The following is a 26,126-nucleotide window of genomic DNA, read 5'->3' on the forward strand; positions in this document are numbered from 1 at the left end:
CGCCGGGGCATGCGGTCACTTCATTTTTAGGGGAGGTACGAATGAAATCTTTATTTGAAAAGGAAGAACGGTACTGGAGCAGCAAGTTTGACGACGATGACAGCCTGAGCTTCCTTCCCTACAGTCAATCCTCCAAATTATCTGCGGGCGGCGAAGCTGCTGCAGAGCCGGCTTTGCTTTACCGTACCCTGCCGAGTGAACTCTCGGAGAGAATTATTCGCCTCGCCAATGGTTCGGATCTGGCTTTGTACATGATTGTTTTGGCAGGAGTAAAAGGCCTGCTGTTCAAATATACCGGGCAGGATCAAGTACTGGTCGGCATGCCTTCTTATAACGCGGACCCGGACGTGACTCAGCCGCCGCATGATATCCTGGTGATCAAAACGTCCGTAAGCAGCCAGAATACGCTGAAAACGCTGCTCGGGGGCATCAAAGCCTCCATCGGCGAGGCGCTGGAGCATCAGCACTTGCCTTTTCGGAAAATGGTGGAGCCACTCCATCTGGACTATACAGGGGGAGGCGTTCCGGTCATCAACACCGTCGCATCCTTCGCTCCGATTCATTCTGAACCGCTGGGTAACCGGGTGGCGGCCGATACGGTTTTTCGATTCGACCGCCAAAACGACTCTATCGAGCTGGAAATAAGCTTTGACGGGAATCGATACGAGCGGGCATTTGTGGAACAGGCGGCCGACCACCTTGTTCGTCTTCTGTCCGTGCTTGTATTTGAGCCGGATCTGGAGCTTGGACAAGCTAATGTGCTTTCCCCGGACGAGAGGGAGACGTTGCTGAATCGATTTAATGACACCGAAACCGGGTTTGAGCGGGGGAAAACGATTCACGGTTTGTTTGAAGAACAGGCGGAGCTTTACCCGGACAACATGGCCGTTGTCATGAACGAACGGCAGCTGACCTACCGCGAGCTGAACGAGCGATCCAACCGGCTTGCGCGCAAGCTGAGGGAGATGGGAGTTGAAGCGGACCAGCTGGTAGCGATTCTGGCCGGACGCTCACTCGATATGGTTATTGGCATACTGGCGATTCTCAAAGCGGGCGGAGCCTACGTGCCTGTCGATCCCGACTACCCGGAGGAGCGCATCCGCTTCATGATCGAGGATTCCGGTGCACCGTTATTGCTGATTCAAAAGCATCTGCATGAGAAGACCGATTTCGCAGGAACGCGCCTTGAAATAGATGATTTCGTTTGGGGCGACAGCGGGGCGGACTCGGAAGGTGCGCTGGACGCTTCGAACATGGAGCCAATTTCCGGGCCGGAGAACCTAGCATATGTCATCTACACGTCGGGAACGACCGGCAAACCAAAAGGCACGTTGATCGAGCATAAAAACGTCGTGCGCCTTTTGTTCAACGACAAGAACTTGTTCGACTTCGGGCGGTTCGACACGTGGACGCTGTTCCACTCGTTCTGCTTCGATTTCTCCGTCTGGGAAATGTACGGAGCGCTGCTGTATGGAGGCAAGCTGGTCATTGTACCGCCGCTCACGGCGAAAAATCCGACCGATTTCCTGGCGCTGCTGGGCCGCGAACAGGTCACGATTTTGAACCAGACGCCAACGTACTTCTATCAGCTGCTGCGTAAGGTCTTGGCGGATCATCCATACGATCTGCGGATTCGCAACGTCATTTTCGGCGGCGAAGCGCTTAGTCCACTTTTGCTCAAGGGCTTCAAGACGAAGTACCCGGAGACAAAGCTGATCAATATGTACGGCATTACCGAAACGACGGTTCACGTGACGTATAAGGAAATTACGTGGGTCGAAATGGAGGCGGCGAAGAGCAATATTGGCAAGCCGATCCCAACGCTGAGGGTGTACGTCCTGGATGAAAACCGCCGCCTAGTGCCGATTGGCGTAGCGGGCGAAATGTACGTGGCCGGGGAAGGGCTCGCGAGAGGATACCTGAACCGTCCGGATCTGACGGCGGAGAAGTTCGTTGATTCCCCGTTTGCGGAGGGGAAAAAACTGTATCGCTCAGGCGACTTGGCGACCTGGCTGCCTGACGGCAACATCGAATACCTCGGCCGAATCGACCATCAGGTCAAAGTCCGCGGGTACCGGATTGAGCTGGACGAAATCGAGACGCGGCTTCTGAACGTCCGGGGGGTGGAAGAAGCGGTGGTACTCGCCCGGGACGACGTGAACGGCCATAAGCAACTTGTTGCTTATTACGTCGCGGAAACAAAGCTGGCGGCGAATGAACTCAAGGAGCAGCTTGCCAAGCAGCTTCCGGGGTATATGATTCCTGCGCATCTTGTGCAGCTTTCGCAGATGCCGCTGACCGCGAACGGGAAAATCGACCGCAAAGCGCTACCCGCGCCAGAGGATGCCGCCACTGGAGGAACGGAATATATCGCGCCGAGAACGCTGCTCGAAATGAAGATCGCCCGCGTGTGGCAGGATACACTTGGCATTCCACAGGTCGGCGTAAAGGATAACTTTTTTGAGCTGGGAGGCAATTCCTTAAGTCTGATGAGGCTCGTTCAAGCCGTTTACGATGAAACGGGCATCGAGATACCGCTGAACCGCCAATTCCATCATGTATCCGTTGAAGCTATGGCTTTCGGAGAGGGGAATCTGGGCCTGGATAAAGGTGGAGACTCTTTCATTAAGCTGAATAAAGAAGGAGATCTGAACGTGTTCTGCTTCCCTCCAGGCAGCGGCTTCGGCATCGGTTACCGTGAGCTCGCAAGCAGACTCGAGGACGGGTTCGTGCTCTACGGTACTGATTTTATCGACGATGCCACCGATTACGAGGCCATGCTGAACCGTTATGTGGATGAAATTGTTCGCATCCAGCCGGAAGGACATTACGTGCTGCTCGGTTACTGCTTCGGAGGCAACCTGACGTTCGAGGTAGCCAAAACGATGGGAAGAAGAGGGTATTCCGTAACGGACGTGCTCATGGTGGACTCGTGGATTAAGGACACACTCACACCTTATGAAACGTCTGAGAAAGAGCTTGAAGAGATGCTTGCGGATTTCGACGAAGAAGAGAAGGAATTAATGAGCAATCCGCTCGTGCGGGAGCATGTTCATCGGAAGATCAAAGCCACATTGACGTACGAAGCGCAGCTTATTAATTCAGGCACGATAACTGCCCGGATTTACGAACTGATTGCGAAGGACAGCGAAGCGTTCCGCCTGGAGCACCAGTTGCCGTCCTGGCAGAGGGCAACGACGCAAGCATACGCCGATTACCGGCTGGAGGGCGCACACGAGGAGTTACTGGAACTCGCGCGCGTGGACGAAACGGCCGTTGTCATCCGTGACATCTTAGTGCAAATCAAGCGGCAGATCAAAGCGGAGGCCGGGGTCCTGCATGGGAGCTGACCGGCAGACTTCTGTTCAAGAACAACGCACAGCGGCGCCTTCCAAGCGCCGAACCGCCTATGCCACCTGGAAAGCGTTCCGCTGGCTGATGTCCTATGTAAGCCGTCACAAAGGCTGGATGATCGTCGGTATCCTGTCCGCAATTGCCGCCGCGGTTATTGAGATATGGACGGGACGTTTGGTCGAGCAGCTGACCACACAGGCCGAGAATGGGGCGGGGCCAATCGTTCTGCAGATCGTGTACACGGTCTTTGTGGTCATCTTGATCGGTGTGCCGGCGAAGTTTTTCATGAGCTTTGGTGTGGAGCGAAGCAGTGCCTCTGCGGTGCAGGATATCCGCAACCATGTCATGCGTCATATCGGTAAGCTCCCGGTCCCCTATTTGGAAAAACAGCACTCTGGCGACGTGTTGTCGCGGATCAACAACGATCTGCAGCTCATCCAGCAATTTATGATTCGGGACCTCGCCCAGTGGTTTTATCATCCGCTATTATTTATCGGCTGTTTCGCTTATTTGATGTATCTCCAATGGGAGCTGATGCTGTACAGCCTGCTGTTATTTCCCTTAGCACTGCTGGTTTCCCAATGGATCGGCAAGCAGTTGGAACAGTTGACGGAGGAAGCCCAGGCGAACATGGGCCGAATGAACGTCAACCTCCAAGATACGCTTGGGGGGATGCCTATTGTAAAAAGCTACCTGCTATCTGGTATGTTATCTCGCTCCTACCAAGTGCTGCTGCAATTGACGGCTCAAAAAAAGCTGGCCGTGAAAAAACGGGAAGCCTGGGTCAACCCGCTGCTTTCTACGCTGATGATCAGCCCGATCATTTTCGCCGTCAGTTACGGAAGCTATTTGATCTACAACGGGCAGCTAGGCGCTGGAGAACTGATCGCCTTCCTGTACTTGCTTAATCTGTGTCTGGAGCCGCTGGAGCATATTCCCGAACTCATCACGCGCACGTTCGAAATGAGCGGTGCCCTGAGAAGGGTCTCCGAAATCGTCGAGCAGCCGACCGAAACGGAAAATGGCCGTTTGCTTCCAAAAGCAAGCGCCGCCCCCATCCAGTTTCAGAACGTAACCTTCGGGTATGAAGAGAGTTCTCCGATTCTGCGGAATGTTAGCTTCTCGGTGCCGGAAGGCAAGACGATTGCACTTGTCGGAGCGAGCGGCGGAGGGAAGAGCACGGTGTTTAAGCTGGTATGCGGCTTTTATCCACTTCTGGAGGATCAGGGCGAGATCCGCGTGTTCGGAAGCCTGATCCACGGTGCAGATCCGGAGCAGCTTCGGTCGCATTTTTCCGTGGTAACCCAAGATTCATATTTGTTTAGCGGTACGATCGCCGAAAATGTCGGCAATGGGCGGGAAGAAGCGTCGATGGACGAGATTATCGAAGCCGCCAAAGCCGCTCAGGCTCATTCTTTCATTATGCAGCTTGAGGACGGTTACCAGACGTATGTCGGAGAGCGCGGCGGGTTTTTGTCCGGTGGGCAACGCCAGCGCATTGCAATGGCTCGGGCGTTTCTGAAGGATGCTCCCGTTCTGCTGTTGGACGAGCCCACATCGGCACTTGATCCGGAGTCGGAAAGCGCGGTTCAGGAAGCGTTGGGCGTATTGATGAAGCAGAGAACGACCATGGTGATTGCCCACCGGCTTTCTACGGTACAAAACGCCGATGAAATTTGGGTTATGGAACAAGGAAGTATTGTCGAAAAGGGCACTCATGAACAATTGCTCGAGAGGAAGGGACTGTACGCCCAGTCGTATTACCAGGAGTTTACCGAGTCTGCCGAACGCAGGGAGGTGTCGTACACATGAAAAAGGGCGGAAGGCTATCGCAAGTGAAAGAACTCGGCTACTTGCTGACGTTTATGAACCGCAAGCGCAAAACCCAGTACGCGATTGGCCTTGCTGTAACGGCGCTCACCCAGACATTGTTTCTAATCGCCTTCAGCTTGGTCGTACATAACTTGGTTGATTTTGCCGTGTCCCGAGATACGTCCCTGATGGTGGAAGCTTTTATTATTTTGGGCGTGGCCCTGTTCCTGGAAAATATAATTTCTCCCTGGTTCATTTACTTATACCAGCGCAGTGTCGAGCTGACTGTGCTGAATATCCGCAAACGTCTTTATGACAAGCTGTGCCGGGTGCGGCCGAGATTCCTGGAGCAGAACCACCATGGGGACTTGCTGTCGCGAGTGAACAACGACGTAACGACCGTTGAGTTTACATTCTCGCAGGTTTACTTCGTTTTGCTGCTTCAAGTTGTCTTTTGCATCGGCTCCATTGTCTCCATGGTGGTGATCGATTGGCGGTTTGCCGGCGTATCATTCGTCATTCTGCTGCTGTCCTCTCTGGTCAGTCTGAAATTTGCACGGGATATTCGTGTCTTGTCCGAACAAGGCTTGCAAACGCTCGGTAAAATGACCGAAAAATTCAAAGATTTTATGGGTGGCATTCAAATTGTGAAGTTGTTCCGCATCCGCACGATTTACGGCCAGTACGAGGCGTTGAACGAACAAATGACGCAAACGCTTCGGCAAACGGCGAAGAAGAACGGTATGCAAGCTGCAGTGAACCATTTTATCAGCTACGTCACGTTCTGCGGCATCATCGTCATCGGCAGTCTTCTTTATGCCTACGGAATGATGGGAATGGGAAGCGTCGCCGCTCTGGCAGTTTTGCAAGTGAATCTGACGCACGCCTTGTTGAACTTGGGGATGGTTCTGTCGATGACCCAAAATTCGCTCGCGGGTGCTCACCGGATTCAAGAGGTACTAAGCGAGGAAGAGGAACCGGAGCGTCTGGGATCTTCTCATAGCGAGCTTGTATCGGAAGCTGCGGTGGAGTTTCGCGATGTGGAATTTTCCTATCAGGCAGATAAAAAGGTACTTGTCGACATGTCAATGCAAGTGTTTCCTGGTCAGGTCGCTGCGATCGTAGGAGCCAGCGGCAGCGGTAAAAGTACGCTGATCAAGCTGCTGCTCGGCTTTTATCCTGTGGACAGCGGAGATATCCTGCTTCAGGGTAAACCTTTCGGCCATTACACGCTGGAAGAAATCCGCAGGCAGATTGCATACGTTCCGCAGGAACCATTTTTGTTTACCGGCACGATTGAGGAAAATATCCGTTATGGCAACCCGGATGCAACGGATGAAGAAGTGGTTGAAGCGGCCAAAGCGGCGTACGCTCACCATTTTATTCAGGAACTTCCTGAACAGTATAAAACGCCGGTGGGAGAGAGAGGAACGTCGTTGTCAGGCGGACAAAGGCAGCGAATTGCGATCGCCCGGGCGATTCTCAAAAACGCCCCGATTCTCCTGCTGGACGAAGCGACTTCTGCATTGGATAACGAATCCCAGCATTGGGTACAGCAAGCCCTGAACGTATTGATGAAGGGACGCACCACCATTCTGATTGCGCATCGTCTCAGCACTGTGGAACATGCGGATTTGATTACGGTCATGAATCAAGGAACGGTCGTGGAACGAGGCCGCCATCAGGACCTGCTGGCGCTCGGAGGTTATTACGCGCGGCTGTACGGCTAGACCATTACGACGAGTGGCTTCCTGCTGATATCTAGTTACAAAGCCTATCTACAAACAATCTCTAATACGGGAGTGTGTCGATGTGAGAGAGAATACGAACAAGCAATATGGATTAACGCAAGCCCAGCGCCGGATATGGTTCATGGAAATTATGAATCCGGGCACATCCATCACGATGCTTTCCGCGACCTACCAGATTACGGGCGAGATCGACACCAAGCTGCTGGAGCAAGCGGCGGCAGAGATTGTCAAAACCTATGACGCTTTCCGAATCCGCATTAGCGGGGATTTTCAAAATCCAACGCAGTGGTTCGAAGAGCCAGAGAATGTCCAAGCCAGGATAAGCCACCTCGAAATAGGCACAACCGAACAATTCTATGCTTGGGTGAAAGAAGTAAGCGAAAAACCGGCCAGCGTGTTCGACGAACACCTCTACCAATTTACGATGATCTATTTTGCGAACGGCCAAGTATGGCTCAATTTGACGGTAAATCATATCATTGCCGACGGCTTGTCCGTCACTGCTTTGCTGCATGCGGTGATGGAAAAATACCTGGAACTGCGCAAAGGCATCTTCAACAGTTATCAGGCCCCTTCCTATCTGGATTATATTTCAACTGAGCGTGAATATGAGCAATCGCAGCGTTATCAAAAAGGCAAGGAATATTGGCTGACCAAGTACAACACTTTGCCTGAAACGAGCGGCATTAAATCGGTTCCGCCATTCTCGATTGGCAGCGAATCAAATAAACGTTCCATCATTTTGGATGGTTCCCGCTATGACCGCATTCTGGCTTTTAGCGAACAATATCAGGTCAGCTTATATACGTTATTTTTGTCCGCCATGTATGTCTTATTGTACAAGCTGACCGACAGCACCGATGTTCCGGTCGGCACGGTTTTCGCCAATCGCACGAGCAAGAAGGAAAAAGAAACGATCGGTATGTTCGTCAGCACCGTGGCTACGCGGATTGGTCTGAATCCAGATGGGTCCGTGCTTACCTTGATCCAGACGGTTTCCAAGGAAAATACGGCGGATCTGCGGCATCAGAAATATCCTTATAACCAATTGATCCAGGATCTACGCGAACAACACGGCCGCAACGATCTTTCGGAGTTGTTCCGCACGTCTCTAGAATATCTGCCTTTGAAAATCGAGGAGTACGAAGAAATCAAGGTACGTCTGGAGGCTCACTTTGCTAGACACGAGATGGACGATCTACTTCTGCGCTTCGACCATATGCTGAATGAAGGCCATGTCATTCTCCATGCTTCCTATCGTACCGGCCTGTTCGAGACGACCGAGATTGATAGCATTATAGAACAGTATGTAACCGTTTTGGACCAGTTTCTTGAGACTCCCGAACTGCGGGTACGCGAGATTTCTCTACTGAGCGATGAGGAGAGACGCCGCATTCTGGACGTGTTTAACCCGCCGGTGGCAGCACTGAACGAGGGAATAGCGTTTCATCGGTATGTCGAAAAGTTTGCCCGAGACATTCCGGATCACCCGGCAGTTGTTTACATGGACAAAAAGCTGACTTACGGCGAATTGAACGAACGCGCCGAGCGGCTGGCTGCGCTCCTTCGTGAACAGGGCGTGGGAAGGGAGACGATTACGGGGATCTGGGCGGAGCGTTCGGTGGAATTGCTGGTCGGTGTGCTCGCCGTATGGAAAGCCGGCGGAGCTTATGTACCGCTGGACCCCGATTATCCGGCGGAGCGGATTGAGTACATGCTCAGCGATAGCGAAGCATCGGTGCTGCTTACGCAGCGTCATCTGTTGGAGGGGGCCGGAGGTTGGCTGGCCGATGACCGGCTGAAGCTTCAAGCAGTCTATGCGATGGACGATGAACAGATGTATAACGGGGATACCTCAGCCGTGGAATTTGAATCTGCTGACAGTGCTCCGCAAGACTTGGCTTATGTGATTTACACCTCCGGTACGACGGGACGCCCAAAAGGCGTCATGATCGAGCATGATAGTCTCATGAATACGGCGGATGCGTACCGCCGCGAGTACCGGTTGGATCAGTTCCCGGTGCGGTTGCTGCAACTGGCGAGCTTCTCGTTTGACGTGTTCGTTGGAGACATCGCGCGGACGCTGTATAACGGAGGGACGATGGTAATTGTGCCAAAGGATGACCGGATTGATCCGAACCGCTTATACGGCTGGATTCGGGACCAAAACATTACGGTATTTGAATCGACACCTGCGCTCATCCTACCGTTCATGCAGCATATTTATGAAGAAGGGCTGGACGTCAGCTCCATGAAGTTGCTGATTACCAGCTCGGATGCTTGCAGTGTCACCGATTACCGATTGCTGCAGGAAAGATTCGGCGGACAATTCCGCATCATCAACAGCTACGGCGTTACCGAAGCGGCCATTGACAGCAGTTTTTACGATGAGCCGCTGGACAAGCTGCCATCGTTGGGCCATGTGCCGATCGGCAAAGCCTGGCTGAACGCCCGGTTTTACATTGTCGATGCCGGGTTAAAGCTGGTTCCTGTAGGGGTTCCGGGTGAGCTTGTCATCGGCGGCGCCGGTGTGGCGCGCGGGTATTGGAACCGTCCGGACCTAACCACCGAGAAGTTTGCAGACAGCCCGTTTGTGCCTGGAGAACGTCTGTATCGGACAGGAGATTTGGCCCGCTGGCTGGAAGACGGCAACGTTGACTTCATCGGTCGAATCGACTATCAGGTGAAAATTCGCGGGTTCCGGATCGAACTCGGCGAAATTGAAACGGCCCTGCTCAGTTTCCCGGGGGTCAAGCAGGCTGTGGTGACTGACCGTACGGATGAGCAGGGGCAAAAGTATTTGTGCGGTTACGTGGCGGGGGATGTTTCCTTGCAGCTGAGCGATCTGCTGTCCCAATTGAAGCAAGAGCTGCCGGCCCATATGGTCCCGGCCCGACTGGTATCTCTTGATCAGCTTCCGCTCACACCGAATGGCAAGATTGACCGTAAAGCGCTGCCTGAACCAACCGGAGAGATAGAAGCCGGCCTTGAGTATGTGGCTCCTCGCACAACGCTGGAAACAAGACTTGCTCTTATTTGGCAGCAGGTGCTGGGTATTGTGCGAGTTGGAGTCCAAGACGATTTCTTTGACCTGGGTGGTCATTCCTTGCGGGCCTCCGCGCTTGTTTCCAAGATTCGAAAAGAGCTGCAAGTCGAGGTTCCGCTGCGGGACGTTTTCCGCTACACCACGATCGAACAGCTTGCCCAAAGGATTAGCGGTTTAAAGCAGCAAGAAACATATGAGATTACAAAGGCAGCAGAGGCCGAGTACTATCCGGTTTCATCCGAGCAAAAGCGTCTGTACGTCCTGCGCCAGCTTGACGCGGCCGAGCGTAGCTACAATATGTCGGCGGCGCTTCTTCTCGAAGGCAAGTTGGACCGCACGCGCGTAGAATACGCGTTTCGGGCGTTGATTCAGCGCCATGAGACGCTGCGTACCGGGATCGAGCAGGTTCAAGGCGAGCTTGTGCAGCGCATCTATGACGAGGTGGAGTTTGCTGTAGATTATTTCCAGGCGAGCGAGCGAGAAGTGGACCAAGTGGTGGAAGCATACTTTCACCCGTTTGATCTGACCAAGCCGCCACTTCTTCGCATCGGCCTGATCGAAGTCGCCGAGGATCGCCACATCCTGTTGTTCGATATGCATCACATCGTCTCGGATGGCATCTCGACAGCATTGCTTTTCGACGAGTTCAGCCGCCTGTATCGTGGTGAGGAGCTGGCTCCGTTGCGTATTCAATACAAAGATTATGCCATTTGGCAGCATTCCGAAGCCTACGGGCAGTTGATCCAGCCGCAGAAGGAGTACTGGCTGGAACAGCTGTCGGGCGAGCTGCCTGTATTGGAACTGCCGACGGACTTCCCGCGGCCTGCGGTGCAAAGTTTTGACGGCCGGACCGTGAAGTTTGATATTGGGAAAGAACGGACGGAAAAGCTGAAAGAACTGGCCGCACGGACGGGCACGACCCTGTACATGGTGCTGTTGTCTGCTTACTCGATCCTTATGCATAAATATTCGGGTCAGGAAGATCTGATCGTGGGAACGCCGATTGCCGGAAGAACGCAGGAAGAAGTGCAGCCAATCGTAGGTATGTTTATCAACACGCTTGCCATTCGCAGCCATCCGGAGCGTTCCAAGCCGTACCTTAAGTACCTGGAAGAAATGAAGGAAATCACACTCGGGGCTTTTGAACACCAAAATTATTTGTTCGAAGATTTGGTAGAAAGTCTTCACATTCCGCGCGCGACCGGCCGGAATCCGCTCTTTGATACGTTCTTCTCCCTGCAAAATACGGAGAATGAGCAAATTGTCATCGAGGGGCTGGAGCAATCGTTTTATCCGTTGGAAAACCGAACGTCCAAGTTCGAGTTGCTTCTGGACATTTCGGAACTGGATGGCCAGCTCGAATGCCGGTTGGAGTATGCTACGGCTTTGTATAAACAGGAGACCGTTGAGCGGTTCGCCAGACATTATGACAAGCTACTCGAAACTATCGCAACAGCGCCGGAAGGGGATATTGCTTCGCTGGAAATGCTAACCGAACAGGAAATCCGTGAACTGGTGCGCGGTTTCAATGATTCGGAGGCAGACTACCCACGGCAGCAGACGATTCATGGCTTGTTCGAAGAGCAGGCGAAGCTTTACCCGGATAACGTGGCCGCCGTCATGAATGAGCGGCAGTTGAGCTACCACGAACTGAACGAGCGATCCAACCGCCTTGCGCGTAAGCTGCGGGAGACAGGAGTCGAAGCGGATCAGTTGGTAGCGATTCTTGCCGAACGTTCACTTGATATGGTCGTCGGCATTCTGGCGATTCTCAAAGCGGGCGGAGCCTACGTGCCTGTCGATCCCGACTACCCGGAGGAACGCATCCGCTTCATGATTGAGGATTCGGGCGCACCGTTATTGCTGATTCAAAAGCATTTGCATGAGAAGACCGACTTCGCAGGAACGCGCCTTGAATTGGACGATTTCGTTTGGGGCGACAAAGGGGCGGACTCCGCTGATGCACTGGACGCTTCGAATCTGGAACCAATTTCTGGCCCGGGTAACTTGGCTTATGTCATCTACACATCGGGAACGACCGGCAAACCCAAAGGCACGTTGATTGAGCATAAAAACGTCGTGCGCCTTTTGTTCAACGACAAGAACCTGTTCGACTTTGGGCCGTCCGACACGTGGACGTTATTCCACTCGTTCTGCTTCGATTTCTCCGTCTGGGAGATGTACGGGGCACTTCTGAATGGAGGAAAGCTGGTTATCGTACCGCCGCTTACGGCGAAAAATCCGGCCGAGTTCCTGGCACTGCTGAGCCGCGAACGGGTCACGATTTTGAACCAGACGCCAACATATTTCTACCAACTGCTGCGTGAGGTTTTAGCGGACCATCCGTACAATCTGCGGATTCGCAACGTCATCTTTGGCGGCGAAGCACTCAGCCCGCTGTTGCTCAAGGGTTTTAAGACGAAGTACCCGGAGACAAAGCTGATCAATATGTACGGTATTACCGAGACGACGGTTCACGTGACGTATAAGGAAATTACATGGATCGAAATGGAGGCGGCAAAGAGTAATATCGGCAAGCCGATCCCAACGCTGAGCGTGTACGTTCTGGATGAAAACCGTCGTCCTGTTCCGATCGGCGTAGCAGGCGAAATGTACGTAGCCGGAGAAGGCCTGGCGAGAGGATACCTGAATCGCCCGGATTTGACGGCGGAAAAGTTCGTTGATTCCCCGTTTGCGGAGGGGGAAAAACTGTATCGCTCAGGCGACTTGGCGGCCTGGCTGCCGGACGGCAACATTGAATACCTCGGCCGGATCGACCATCAGGTCAAAATCCGCGGGTACCGGATCGAGCTGGACGAAATTGAGACGCAGCTTTTGAACGTGGAGGGCGTGGAAGAAGCGGTGGTGCTCGCCCGTCAGGACAGCGGGGGCGAAAAGGCGCTTGTTGCCTACTTTGTGGCGGACCGGACGCTGACGGTTAGCGAAATGAGAACCTCGCTGGCCCAGGGAATGCCGGGATACATGATCCCGTCATACTTCGTGCAGCTGGAACGCATGCCGCTGACGTCCAACGGCAAAGTGGACCGCAAAGCACTGCCGGAGCCGCAAGGCGGCTTGCAAACGGGCGTCGAATACGTAGCGCCGCGTAACCTTACGGAGTCCCAGCTTGTGAAAATCTGGGAGGAAGTGCTGGGTTACTCCGGCATTGGAGTCCTGGACAATTTCTTCGAGCTCGGGGGGCATTCCTTGCGGGCGACAAACCTTGTCAGCAAGATTCGGAAGGAAATGAACGTTGAACTTCCGCTGCGCGATGTGTTCCGCTATATGACGGTAGAATCGATGGCCGGGGCTATTGCCAGCTTGGAAGAATCAGAGCACAGCTCCATTCCAAAAGCGGAAGAGAAAGCATATTATCCAGTTTCCTCTGCGCAAAAAAGGCTGTATGTCCTGCACCAGCTAGATAGCTCGGAGCTGAATTACAACATTCCGAGCGCCTTGCAATTGAAAGGGAATTTGAACGAGGCCAAAGTGGAAAAGGCGCTGACTACTTTGGTGGCCCGGCACGATATGCTGCGCACCGGTTTTGAAATCGTGAATGGAGAGCCGGTTCAGCGTATTCATCCGCTCGTAGATTTCAAGGTCGAGAAGCTTCAAGCAAGCAAAGATCAGGTCGCGGCCATTCTGGAAGGCTTCATTCAGCCTTTTGACTTGACCCAGCCGCCTTTGCTGCGCGCCCTGCTGATCATACTTGAGAAAGAGAAATTCCTGCTTGCGCTGGATATGCATCATATTGGTTCCGATGGTCTTTCCATGGACGTGCTGCTACACGAATTTGTGGGGCTTTACAATGGGGAAGAATTGCCGGAGCTGCGGATCCAATACAAGGATTACGCCGTTTGGCAGCAATCCGACGAGCAATGTCAGCGTATCAAACGGCAGGAGGAATACTGGCGCGGGGTATTCAGCTCCGAGCTTCCGGTTCTTGAGCTGCCTCTTGACTACTCCCGTCCAGCCGTCCGGCAGTTTGACGGTCAAACGCTCACGTTTGCGCTGGATGCGGAGAAAAGCGAAGCTCTAAAACGGCTTGCCGGAGATTCGGGGGCGACGCTGTACATGCTTCTGCTGGCTGCTTACTCCGTATTGCTTCATAAATACGCGGGACAGGAAGATATCGTAGTCGGCACTCCGATTGCCGCTCGTTCTCACGCCGACCTGCAGCCGATTATCGGCATGTTTGTCAATACGCTGGCCCTTCGCTTGGGTCCGACGGCAGAGCGGACGTTCCTGGATTACTTGCAGGATGTGAAGGAAACGACGCTTGGAGCCTACGAGCACCAGGACTATCCGTTCGAGGAGCTGGTAGAAGCTCTTCAGGTGAGCCGGAATTTAAGCCGGAATCCGCTGTTTGACACCATGTTTTCTTTGCAAAAGCACGAAAGCCTGGATTTAGCCCTGGAAGGCTTGCAATGGTCGCTGTTTGACATCGAGGAAAAGAGAGCAAAGTTTGATCTTAGCCTGGATATCGTGGAAGAGGGTAACGAGCTGGTTTGCAAGATCGAGTACGCTACCTCGTTGTTTAGACAGGAAACGATGGTACGGCTGGCGGGTCATTACGAGCAGCTTTTGGCATCGATCCTGGCTCAGCCGGGTGCGAGGATCTCGGATTTGAATATCTTGAAGGATAGCGAAAAGCATGATTTGCTGGTCGGGTTTGCCGTGTCGTCTTCGACTCTGGCGAAGCAATCCGCCTCAGAGGGTCCAGGCTTGGAAGCGGATGAGTCGTGGAGAGAGAGAACGATCCACGAGCTGTTCGAGGAGCAAGCAGAGCGAACGCCGGAGCAGGTGGCCGTTGTCTATGAGGACAGCAGCCTGACTTACCGGGAGTTGAACGAGCGGGCGAACCGGCTGGCGAGATCCTTGCGTGCCTCTGGCGCGCAGGCCGATCAGCCGATCGCGATCATGGCCGAGCGCTCGCTGGAGATGATCGTGGGCATCTATGCGATCTTGAAGGCCGGGGGCGCCTACGTGCCGATCGACCCGCAATTCCCGCTGGAGCGCATCCGCTACATGCTCGAAGATTCGTGCGCTAGGCTGCTGCTGATTCAGAGCCATTTGCGGGAAAGCGCGTCATTTGCCGGGACAGAGCCACTTGGCGGTCTATCGCTCGTCGATCTGAACGATCCATCCGCGTATGATGAAGACGGCTCGAACCTGGAGCCGGCGAGCGGACCGGAGCACTTGGCCTACGTCATTTACACATCGGGCTCGACAGGCAAGCCCAAAGGCGTCATGGTGGAGCATCGTCCGGTGATCAACCGGCTACTGTGGATGCAGAATGCATACCCGATCGACTCCAGGGATACGATTCTTCAAAAGACGGCGATCACCTTCGACGTTTCCGTGTGGGAGCTGTTTTGGTGGGCTTGGACGGGGGCCAAAGTTTGCTTGCTGCCGCCGGGCGGAGAGAAGAATCCCGAGACGATTCTGGACACGATCGAACGGCAAGCCGTCACCACGATGCACTTTGTGCCGTCGATGCTGCACGCCTTCCTCGAATATGTCGAGCGTCAGCCGAGTGAAGATCTGGATAACAAGCTGTCTTCGCTGAAACGGGTGTTTGCAAGTGGGGAAGCGCTGGCGACATCGCATGTGAGCCGGTTCTGGCAGTGGATTTCGTCATCCGTGAATCAAGCGCAGCTGATCAACCTTTATGGGCCTACGGAAGCGACGGTTGATGTCTCGTACTACAATTGCGGACCGGAAGAGGCGTATGTATCGGTGCCGATCGGCAAGCCGATCTCGAACATCCGGCTGCATATTGTCAAGGAAGGGACGACAGCGCTGCAACCGGTCGGCGTGCCGGGCGAGCTGTGCATCGCGGGCGAAGGCCTGGCTAGAGGCTACTTGAACCGTCCCGAGCTGACCGCGGAGAAATTCGTAGAGTGTCCGTTTGCGCCGGGCGGGCGGATGTACCGGACGGGCGATCTGGCCAGATGGCTGCCGGACGGCAACATCGAGTATATGGGCCGGATCGACCATCAGGTGAAAATCCGTGGGTACCGGATCGAACTCGGCGAGGTGGAGGCGCAGGTCCTGAAAGCGGCGTCCGTCCAAGAGGGGGTTGTCATCGCCAGAGAGGACGAAGCCGGTCAGAAGCAGCTCTGCGCGTACTTCGTGGCGGACAAGCCGCTTGCGGCGAGCGAGCTGCGAAGCGCGCTGGCGGAGGATCTGCCTGCGTACATGATTCCGTCCTACTTCGTGCAGCTGGAGCGGATGCCCCTCACACACAGCGGGAAGCTTGACCGCAAGGCGCTGCCCGCACCGGAAAGCAGTATGCTCGTTGGAACGGAATACGTGGCGCCCCGGACGGCGGCGGAGCATACGTTGGTTGCGGTGTGGCAAAAGGTGCTGGGAACGGGTCGTCCGATCGGCGTGATGGACAATTTCTTCGAGCTCGGCGGGGATTCAATTAAATCGATCCAGGTGTCGTCCAGGCTACATCAGGCCGGGTACAAGCTGGAAATTAAGCATTTGTTCAAATATCCGACCGTAGCGGAATTAAGCCCGTATCTCCAGTCGGTCTTAAGACGCGCCGATCAGGGGGCAGCTACGGGAGAGACGGGGCTGACGCCGATTCAGCGCTGGTTCTTCGAACAGTCGTTCGCCGAGCTGCACCACTTTAACCAGGCGGTGATGCTGTACCGGGAGGAAGGCTATGACGAAGCGGCGCTTCGTCAGGCTGTGCGGAAGCTGGCCGAGCATCACGATGCGCTGCGCCTCGTCTTCAGCCGGACCGAGAGCGGGTATGCGGCATGGAACCGGGGCATCGCGGAAAGCGATGGCGAGCTCTACAGCCTGGAAGTGATCGATTTCCGTGGAATGACGGACTGCGCGCAGGCGATCGAATCCAAGGCGAACGAGCTTCAGCGCAGCATTGACCTGCAGGCAGGGCCTTTGCTGAAGCTCGGCTTGTTCCGCTGTGCAGATGGAGATCATCTGCTGATCGCGATCCACCACTTGGTCGTAGACGGCGTATCCTGGCGGATTCTGCTTGAGGATTTTGCTGCCGGCTATGAGCAGGCGCTGCAAGGGAAGCTGATCCGTCTGCCGCTCAAAACGGACTCATTCCAAACGTGGGCGAAACAGCTCGCTGATTATGCGAACGGTCCGGCGATGGAAAGCGAGAGAGCGTATTGGCAGCATATCGAGCAATTGACCTATGAGCCGCTTCCGAAAGATTTTGAACAAGGCACATCCAAGCTGAAGGACAGCAGGCTCGTGACCGTCCGCTGGACGGCGGAGGAAACCGAACAGCTGCTGAAGCAGGCACACCGTGCTTACCATACGGAAATGAACGATTTGCTACTTGCCGCGCTTGGCCTCGCGATACAAGCTTGGAGCGGTCGGGAACGCGTGCTGGTGAATCTCGAAGGCCACGGTCGGGAAGAACTTTTGCCGGATGTGGACATTACGCGGACGGTAGGCTGGTTTACAAGCCAATTCCCTGTCGTTCTGGAGCCGGGTCACGTCCAGGCGCTCGGTCATCAGGTGAAACAGGTGAAAGAAAGCTTGCGCCGCATTCCGAACAAAGGAATCGGCTACGGCATCCTGCGTTATTTGTCGGCGCCGCATGACGGCGAGCGCTTTGCTTTAGAGCCGGAGATCAGTTTTAACTATCTGGGTCAGTTCGACCAGGATTACGAAAGCAGCGGCTCGCAGCCGTCTCCGTTCAGTCCGGGCTCCGATTCAAGCCCGAATGCTGTGATGAATTATGTCCTCGATATCAACGGTATGGTATCGGAAGGCGTGTTGGAACTTACGATCCGTTATGGGGAAACCCAGTATCAACGGGAGACGGTTGAGCGCCTGGGCACCCTGTTTCAATCGAGTTTGCGTGAAGTCATCAGCCATTGCGTATCGAAAGAGCGGCCGGAGCTTACGCCTAGTGACGTACTGCTTCAAGATGTGACGGTGGAGGAACTGGAGCGGCTGTCAGAACATACGACGGCACTCGGCGAACTGGAGAATGTATACACCCTGACTCCGCTGCAAAAAGGGATGTTGTTCCACAGCTTGCTGGATGCCGATTCGGAAGCCTACTTCGAACAGGTGACCTTCGATCTGTCTGGAAGCCTGAATGTGGAAGCCTTCACTCGCGGATTGGATACGCTGGTACAGCGAAATGAGGCGCTGCGGACCAATTTTATTACCGGCTGGAGAGACGAGCCGATTCAAGTGGTATTCCGCGAGCGGAAGTGTGAAGTGTACTTTGAAGATATTCGCTCGGCAAGAGATGAACACCCGGAGAAGACGATAGCCGATTTTGTCAGCGCGGATAAAGCGAACAAGTTCGATTTGGCCCAAGGCTCTCTGATGCGCGTTACAGTTTTGCGTACGGGCGACGAGTCCTACCAAGTGATCTGGAGTCACCATCACATTTTGTTGGACGGCTGGTGCATGTCCTTAATGATCAAGGAAGTGTTCGACACCTACTTCGCGTTCCAGGAGCAACGGACGCTGGAGCTTCCTCCGGTTACCTCGTACTCTCGGTATATCGAATGGCTGGAAGCTCAAGATGTAGCGAAAGCTTCGGGTTACTGGTCTGAGTATTTGGCGGGTTACGATCAGCAGACCAAGCTGCCGCAGGAGAGAACGCAGCTGAAACGGCATGCTTTTGAAATGGCTGAGATCGATGTGGAACTCAGCAAAGGACTGACTGGGCAGATTGAGCGTGTGGCACGCCAGCAGCAGGTGACACTCAACACATTTATGCAGACTGTATGGGGACTGGTCTTACAGATATACAACAACAGCGAGGATGTTGTATTCGGTTCCGTTGTATCCGGCCGTCCGGCGGAAATTCCGGGCATTGAAAGCATGATTGGCCTGTTTATTAATACGATCCCGGTCCGTATTCAAGGTAAAGCCGAGGAGACGGTAGCCGATATTTTGAGAAAAACCCAGGATCAAGCGCTGGCATCGGGAGCTTACGAAACATTCCCGCTGTTCGAAATTCAGTCGCTGAGCGAGCAAAAGCGTGACTTGATCAACCATATTATGGTCTTTGAAAATTATCCGATGGAAGAACAGATTGAGCAGGTTGTCGGCGGCGGACAAGAAGCGCTGAAAATCGCTAATATCCAATCGCCGGAACAAACGAACTACGACCTGGACATTACCGTCATTCCGGAAGAGCATATTTTGCTGCGGTTTACGTACAATGCACTGACATTCAGAGAGCATGACATCAGGCAGATCCACGGTCATTTTGCCCGTGCATTGGAGCAGGTTGCGGCTAATCCGAATGTTCGTGTACATGAGTTAGAGCTTTTGACGGCGGCGGAAAAAGAAGAAATTGTAGGCGTGTTTAATCCGGTGCAGCCGGAAGTGGCTCCTGTTGCCGCCTTCCATCGCCTGTTCGAGGAACAGGCGGAACACACGCCGGAAGCGGAAGCCGTCGTATACGAGAACGATCGGCTGACGTATGCGGAGCTGAACGAGCGGGCGAACCGCCTGTCGGCAACACTGCGTGCAAGCGGCATCGGTAGGGAGACGATCGTTGGCATTCTCGCCGAGCGTTCGGTCGATTTGCTGGTGGCCGTGATGGCCGTCTGGAAAGCGGGAGGGGCGTATGTACCGCTTGACCCGGATTATCCGGCGGACCGCGTGCGGTTCATGCTGGAAGACAGCGGAGCGAAGGTACTGCTGACACAAACGCTGCTGCGAGAGCGTGCCGAATCCTGGCTCGGCGAAGAGGAACTAGCACTGGAGACGGTGCTGTATCTCGATGACGAAACGTCATACAGCGAAGATCGAGCGAATGCACCAATGGACTTCGGCCACGGCTCCAGCATGGTTTCAGGTCTGGTCTCCGGCGAGCTGACGGGTGCTGTGAACGACCTTAATGAGAGTCACCCAAATGATGTTGATGTTGTCGGTATGGGCAGCTTCCATGAAGCCCGTCCTGAGGACTTGGCGTATGTCATCTACACGTCCGGAACGACGGGCAAGCCAAAAGGTGTGATGATTGAGCACCGCAGTCTAGTGAACACGGCGGCGGGTTACCGGCGGGAATACCGGTTGGATCAGTTCCCGGTAAGGCTGTTGCAGCTCGCCAGCTTCTCGTTTGACGTATTCGTGGGCGATATCGCGCGGACGTTGTACAACGGCGGCACGATGGTCATTGTACCGAAGGACGATCGGATTGATCCGTCTCGTCTGCACTACTGGATAGAGCGGGAGCGAGTGTCGATCTTTGAATCAACGCCGGCACTGATCGTGCCGTTTATGGAATACGTGCATGAGCAGGGGCTAGAGTTAAGCAGTATGGAGCTGTTGATTACAAGCTCGGACAGCTGCAGTGTGGCAGATTACCGGACCTTACAGGAACGGTTTGGCTCGTTGTTCCGCATCATCAACGCCTACGGCGTGACGGAAGCGGCAATTGACTCCAGTTTCTATGACGAGCAGTTGGCGAAACTGCCGCAGACAGGCCATGTCCCGATTGGCAAAGCGTGGTTGAATGCGAAGTTTTACATCGTGGATGCACATCTGAACCCGGTGCCAGTCGGCGTGCTGGGCGAATTGGTTATCGGCGGAGTCAGTGTGGCGCGCGGGTACTTGAACCGTCCAGAGCTGACGGATGAGAAGTTTGTAGACAGTCCTTTCACCGCTGGTGAGCGACTGTATCGCACAGGAGACTTGGCGCGGTGGATGGAGGACGGCAACGTGGACTTCATCGGGCGGATCGATAACCAGGCAAAAATCCGGGGCTACCGGATCGAGACGGGCGAAGTCGAAGCAAAGTTGCTGAGTGTAGGTGGCGTGAAGGAAGCGGTCGTTGTTGTCAGGGAAGATCAAGAAGGGCAGAAAGCGTTGTGCGCTTACTATACAGTGGAAAAAGGCTTGACGGCGGCAGATGTGAAACGGGCGATCTCCAGCGAGCTACCGGGATACATGATTCCGTCGTATTTCGTCGAACTGGAGCAATTGCCTCTAACGCCAAATGGGAAAATTGACCGGAAGGCGCTGCCAGCGCCGGAAGGGGGAGCAGGCGGAGGCCGCGAATACGTGGCACCGCGCACCGAACTGGAGGCAAAACTGGCCGTCATTTGGCAGGAAGTGCTTGTTCGGGAGAAGGCGGTAGGCGTAACGGACAACTTCTTCGACCTCGGAGGACACTCCCTGCGGGCGACAACACTTGTCAGCAAAATGCATAAGGAGCTGGGCGCCCAATTCCCGCTTCGCGACGTATTCCGCTACTCGACAGTTGAGGAAATGGCTGTGGCTATGGAGCATTTGGAGATCGGCTCGTTTATGGCTATTCCGGCTGCGGAACCTAGCGAGTATTATCCGCTCTCTTCTGCGCAGAAACGTCTCTATATCTTGAACCAGCTGGAAGGAGGCGAGCTGAGCTACAACATACCAGGAGCTATGCTGCTCGAAGGGCAGCTCAACCGGCAGCAGTTTGAAGAAGCATTCCGCGGGCTTGTAGCTCGTCATGAAACGCTGCGTACCGGCTTTGAGATGGTTGAGGGCGAAGCGGTTCAGCGGATTTACGAAGAAGTCACCTTCCAGGTGGAATATGTGCAGATCAGCGGGGAGCAGGCGGAAGAAACGGTGCGCCAATTTGTTCGTGCGTTTGATCTAGCGAAGCCGCCACTTCTGCGGGTGGGCATTGCCGAACTCGCGCCGGACCGGCACATCCTGATGTTCGATACACATCATATCGTATCGGACGGCGTTTCAATGGACGTACTGATCGAAGAGTTTGTGCACTTGTACAGCGGGGAGCCGCTCAAGCCACTCCGCATTCAGTACAAAGATTATGCAGTATGGCAGCAATCGGACGAGCAGAAAACGCAGCTTGCCAAGCAGGAAGCCTACTGGATTGACATGTTCCGCGGAGAACTGCCAGTTCTGGAAATGCCGACGGACTATCCGCGCCCGGCTATGCAGAGCTATGAGGGCCGCACGCTGCAATTGTTTATGAATATTGAGAAAAGCGAAGGTCTGAAACGGCTTGCAGCTGAAAACGGCGCAACGCTATACATGGTTTTGCTTGCGGCATATAACGTGCTTCTGCATAAATATTCAGGTCAGGAAGACGTGGTGGTAGGTACGCCGATTGCGGGCAGAAATCATAGCGACGTTCAACCGCTGATCGGGATGTTCGTTAATACTTTGGCCATCCGCAGTTACCCGGCTGCCGGTAAAACGTTCCTTGACTACTTGAAGGAGATCAAGGAGACAACGCTGGGTGCTTTTGAACATCAGAATTATCCGTTTGAGGAACTGGTGGATAAGGTAAACGTGGCTCGTGATCTACGCCGTCATCCACTGTTCGATACGATGTTTGCTTTGCAGAATACAGAAAATGTGGAAATTCAGCTTCCGGGACTACATTTGTCGACGTATGCCAGCGATGAAATTGTTTCCAAATTCGATCTCAGCTTGGACGTTACGGAGATTGAGGACGGCTTGGAATATCTGTTTGAATACGCCACGGCTCTATATAAAACCGAAACAGTGGAGAAGTTGGCTGCCCACTACTTGCAGTTGCTTGAATCCATTCTCTGCAACCCGTCGGCGACTATTGCCGAGCTGGATATTTTGACACTAGCGGAAAAAGAAGAAATTGTCAGCACGTTTAACCCTGCGCAACCGGAAGAGGCTCTTATGGCAGCGTTCCATCGACTGTTCGAGGAACAGGCGGAACACACGCCGGAAGCTGAAGCTGTCGTTTACGAAAACGATCGGCTGACGTATGCGGAGCTGAAGGAGCGGGCGAACCGCCTGTCGGCCACGCTACGCACAAGCGGCATCGGCCGGGAGTCAATCGTTGGCATTCTCGCCGAGCGTTCGGTCGATTTGCTGGTGGCCGTGATGGCCGTCTGGAAAGCGGGAGGGGCGTATGTACCGCTTGACCCGGATTATCCAAGAGACCGGGTGCGGTTTATGCTTGAAGACAGCGGAGCGAAGGTGCTCCTGACACAAACGCCGCTGCGAGAGCGTGCCGAAGCCTGGCTCGGTGAAGAGGAACTGGCACTGGCGACGGTGCTGTATCTCGACGACGAAACGTCATACAGCGAGGAACGAAGCAATGTGCCAATGGACTTTGGCCAAGGCTCCAACAGTGCTCCCGATCGAGTTAACGGCAAGCTAACGGGGGCTATGAACGGTGGTGGCGTGAGTCATCCAAATGATGTTGATGTTGTCGGTATGCACAACTTCCATGAAGCTCGTCCGGAGGATCTGGCGTACGTCATCTACACGTCGGGAACGACGGGCAAGCCAAAAGGCGTGATGATCGAGCACCGCAGCCTGGTGAACACGGCAGCGGGCTACCGACGGGAATACCGGTTGGATCAGTTCCCGGTAAGGCTGCTGCAACTCGCAAGCTTCTCGTTTGATGTTTTCGTGGGCGATATCGCACGCACGTTGTATAACGGAGGCACCATGGTCATTGTACCGAAGGACGACCGGATTGATCCGTCTCGTCTGCACCACTGGATAGAGCAGGAGCAAGTGACGATCTTTGAATCAACACCAGCACTGATCGTGCCGTTTATGGAATACGTGCATGAGCAGGGGCTAAAGTTAAGCGGTATGGAGCTGTTGATCACAAGCTCGGACAGCTGCAGTGTAGCGGATTACCGTACCTTGCAGGAGCGGATTGGCTCGTCGTTCCGCATCATTAACGCCTATGGTGTGACGGAAGCGGCAATCGACTCCAGTTTCTATGACGAAGAATTGGCGAAACTGCCGCAGACAGGCCATGTGCCGATTGGCAAAGCGTGGTTGAATGCGAAGTTTTACATCGTGGATGCACATCTGAATCCCGTACCCGTCGGTGTGCTGGGCGAGCTGGTCATCGGCGGCGTTGGGGTAGCACGTGGGTACTTGAACCGCCCCGAGCTGACGGAAGAGAAGTTTGTAGACAGCCCTTTCATCGCGGGTGAGCGGTTGTATCGCACGGGAGATTTGTCGCGGTGGATGGAGGACGGAAACGTGGATTTCATCGGACGGATCGACAATCAAGCGAAAATCCGGGGTTACCGAATCGAAACGGGTGAGATTGAGTCGCAGCTGCTGCGGGTGGTAGGTATACGCGAAGCGGTGGTGCTGGTTCGAAGTGATGCGAACGGGCAAAAGGCGCTGTGCGCCTACTACACAACGGATATCGAACTGACGGCGGCTGACCTGAAACGAGTGATCTCCAGCGAGCTGCCGGGTTACATGATCCCATCGTACTTCGTGGAGCTGGAGCATTTACCTCTGACACCAAACGGGAAAATCGACCGGAAAGCGCTGCCGGCGCCGGAAGAGGGAGCAAGTGCAGGGCGCGAATACGTGGCGCCGCGCACCGATCTGGAGACGAAACTGGTCTCCATCTGGCAGGACGTGCTTGGGTCAGTTACGATTGGTGTGACGGACAACTTCTTCGACCTCGGCGGTCACTCGCTGCGGGCGACGACGCTGGTCAGCAAGGTGCACAAGGAGCTGCACGTGGACCTGCCACTGCGCGATGTATTCCGGTACTCGACTATTGAAGCAATGGCTGAAGTGATTAGCCGATTGGAGCAGCAGGAATTCCTTTCCATTCCGGTTCTGGATAAAAGGGAGTATTATCCGCTTTCCTCTGTGCAAAAGCGGCTGTACATCCAGCAGCAGATGGAAGGCGCCGAGCTTAGCTACAACATGTCCGGCATGACGGTTCTTGTCGGGCGCTTGGATCAGAATCAATTCGAGGCGGCGCTCCAAGAATTAATCGCTCGTCACGAAGTTTTGCGAACTGGCTTCGAAATGGTCGACGGCGAACCGGTACAACGGATTTATTCGGACTTGGAGTTTGCCGTCGAGTATACAAAGGCGACGGAAAGTGAAACGAAAACCATTGCGGATGCCTTTGTACGTGTCTTTGATTTGGAGCGGCCGCCGCTGCTGCGTGTGGGCTTAGTTGAATGGGAAGCGGAACGTCATCTGCTTATGCTGGACATTCATCATATCGTCACGGATGGCATGTCGATGGGTATCTTTATCGAAGAGCTGCTACGCCTATATAACGGTGAGACGCTGGAACCGCTTCGGATTCAATACAAGGAATTTGCCACTTGGCAGCAGTCCGAACCTGTAAAAGAACGGCTGAAACGCCAGGAAGCCTACTGGCTGGACATGCTGGAAGGTGAACTGCCAACGCTTGAGCTACCTACGGACTTTGTCAGACCTGCCGCTCGCAGCTTTGAGGGAGATGTGCTGCCTTTCAGTATCGACAAGCAGATGACTGACAACTTGCAGCGCATTGCCGATGAGAACGGTGCTACCCTATATATGGTGTTATCGGCGGCCTATTCAATCCTGCTCAGCAAGTACTCGGGACAAGAAGACTTCATTGTAGGCACACCGGTTTCAGGCCGCACACATGCCGACCTGGAGCCGCTCATCGGAATGTTTGTCAACACGTTGGCGATTCGTCACTATCCATCCGGGGAGAAGACGTTCCTTGCTTACTTGAACGAAGTCAAAGAAACGATGCTGGGGGCCTACGACCACCAGGATTATCCGTTTGAAGAGCTTGTGAAAAAGCTGCAGGTGCCGCGAGATCAAAGCCGCAATCCTGTATTTGATGTCATGTTTGCGCTGGAAACGAAGGAAGATAACGTTCAAAACTTCGGGGATATCCAGATCGAATCTTATCCGGAAACGCATGCGGTTTCCCAATTTGACCTTACCTTGGTCATTTCGTTGCTGGATGAGGGAATGAACGGGCAGTTTGAATATGCGACGAAGTTGTTTACGCGCAATCTGATCGACAATTTCGCTCAGGACCTGCTCGAGATCATCACCCAAATTGGCGAACAGCCTTCGGTGCTGCTCAAGGATATTTCCCTGAACGGGCAATCCGAACAGGAGCAAGATGAGCTAGAGGCTATTGATATTATTTTCTAATCCTTTACCCGGCTTGTGTGAAAATAGATCATTTAAGCACGTTATATGCGAGATTCGGTATATTGAGGAAGTGGTAATGAAAATTTGTGGTGGTTTCACGACTTTTTTATCACCTGACAAAAGTATTTAAGTTATGTAACAGAGGGTCCTGATGACAGTTGTCATCAGGACCCTCTGTTTATGAACGTATAATTAATGTTCCTATGTCCAAATCAGTATGAGGCTATTATAATGAAAGCCTTTAACTGATATAG

The 26,126-nt window shown here is 54.0% G+C and carries 4 protein-coding genes; all 4 read left to right on the plus strand.

Going from position 1 to position 26,126, the window contains the following annotated elements; genetic code table 11:
• Window positions 1-41: 41 nt before the first annotated feature.
• The 4 genes from ACDJ59_RS29815 (at window position 42) to ACDJ59_RS29830 (ending at window position 25,872) form a co-directional block, all read left to right on the plus strand.
• Window positions 42-3,350, plus strand: a complete 3,309-nt coding sequence (locus tag ACDJ59_RS29815; RefSeq protein WP_413407113.1) for a non-ribosomal peptide synthetase — start codon at window positions 42-44, stop codon at window positions 3,348-3,350.
• Complete coding sequence (locus tag ACDJ59_RS29820; protein WP_413407114.1) at window positions 3,340-5,166, plus strand: ABC transporter ATP-binding protein; 1,827 nt, start codon at window positions 3,340-3,342, stop codon at window positions 5,164-5,166. Before ACDJ59_RS29815 ends, ACDJ59_RS29820 begins: the two co-directional genes overlap by 11 nt.
• The gene (locus tag ACDJ59_RS29825) at window positions 5,163-6,896 is read left to right on the plus strand and encodes an ABC transporter ATP-binding protein (protein WP_413407115.1); all 1,734 of its coding nucleotides are present in this window, start codon (window positions 5,163-5,165) and stop codon (window positions 6,894-6,896) included. The genes ACDJ59_RS29820 and ACDJ59_RS29825 overlap by 4 nt, the downstream gene beginning before the upstream one ends.
• A gap of 82 nt (window positions 6,897-6,978) precedes the next feature.
• Window positions 6,979-25,872 (plus strand): non-ribosomal peptide synthase/polyketide synthase, encoded by an 18,894-nt coding sequence (locus ACDJ59_RS29830; RefSeq protein ID WP_413407116.1) that lies wholly within the window; start codon window positions 6,979-6,981, stop codon window positions 25,870-25,872.
• Window positions 25,873-26,126 lie beyond the last annotated feature (254 nt).

Source organism: Paenibacillus amylolyticus (genome assembly GCF_047302515.1).
GTDB classification, from domain to species: domain Bacteria; phylum Bacillota; class Bacilli; order Paenibacillales; family Paenibacillaceae; genus Paenibacillus; species Paenibacillus amylolyticus_G.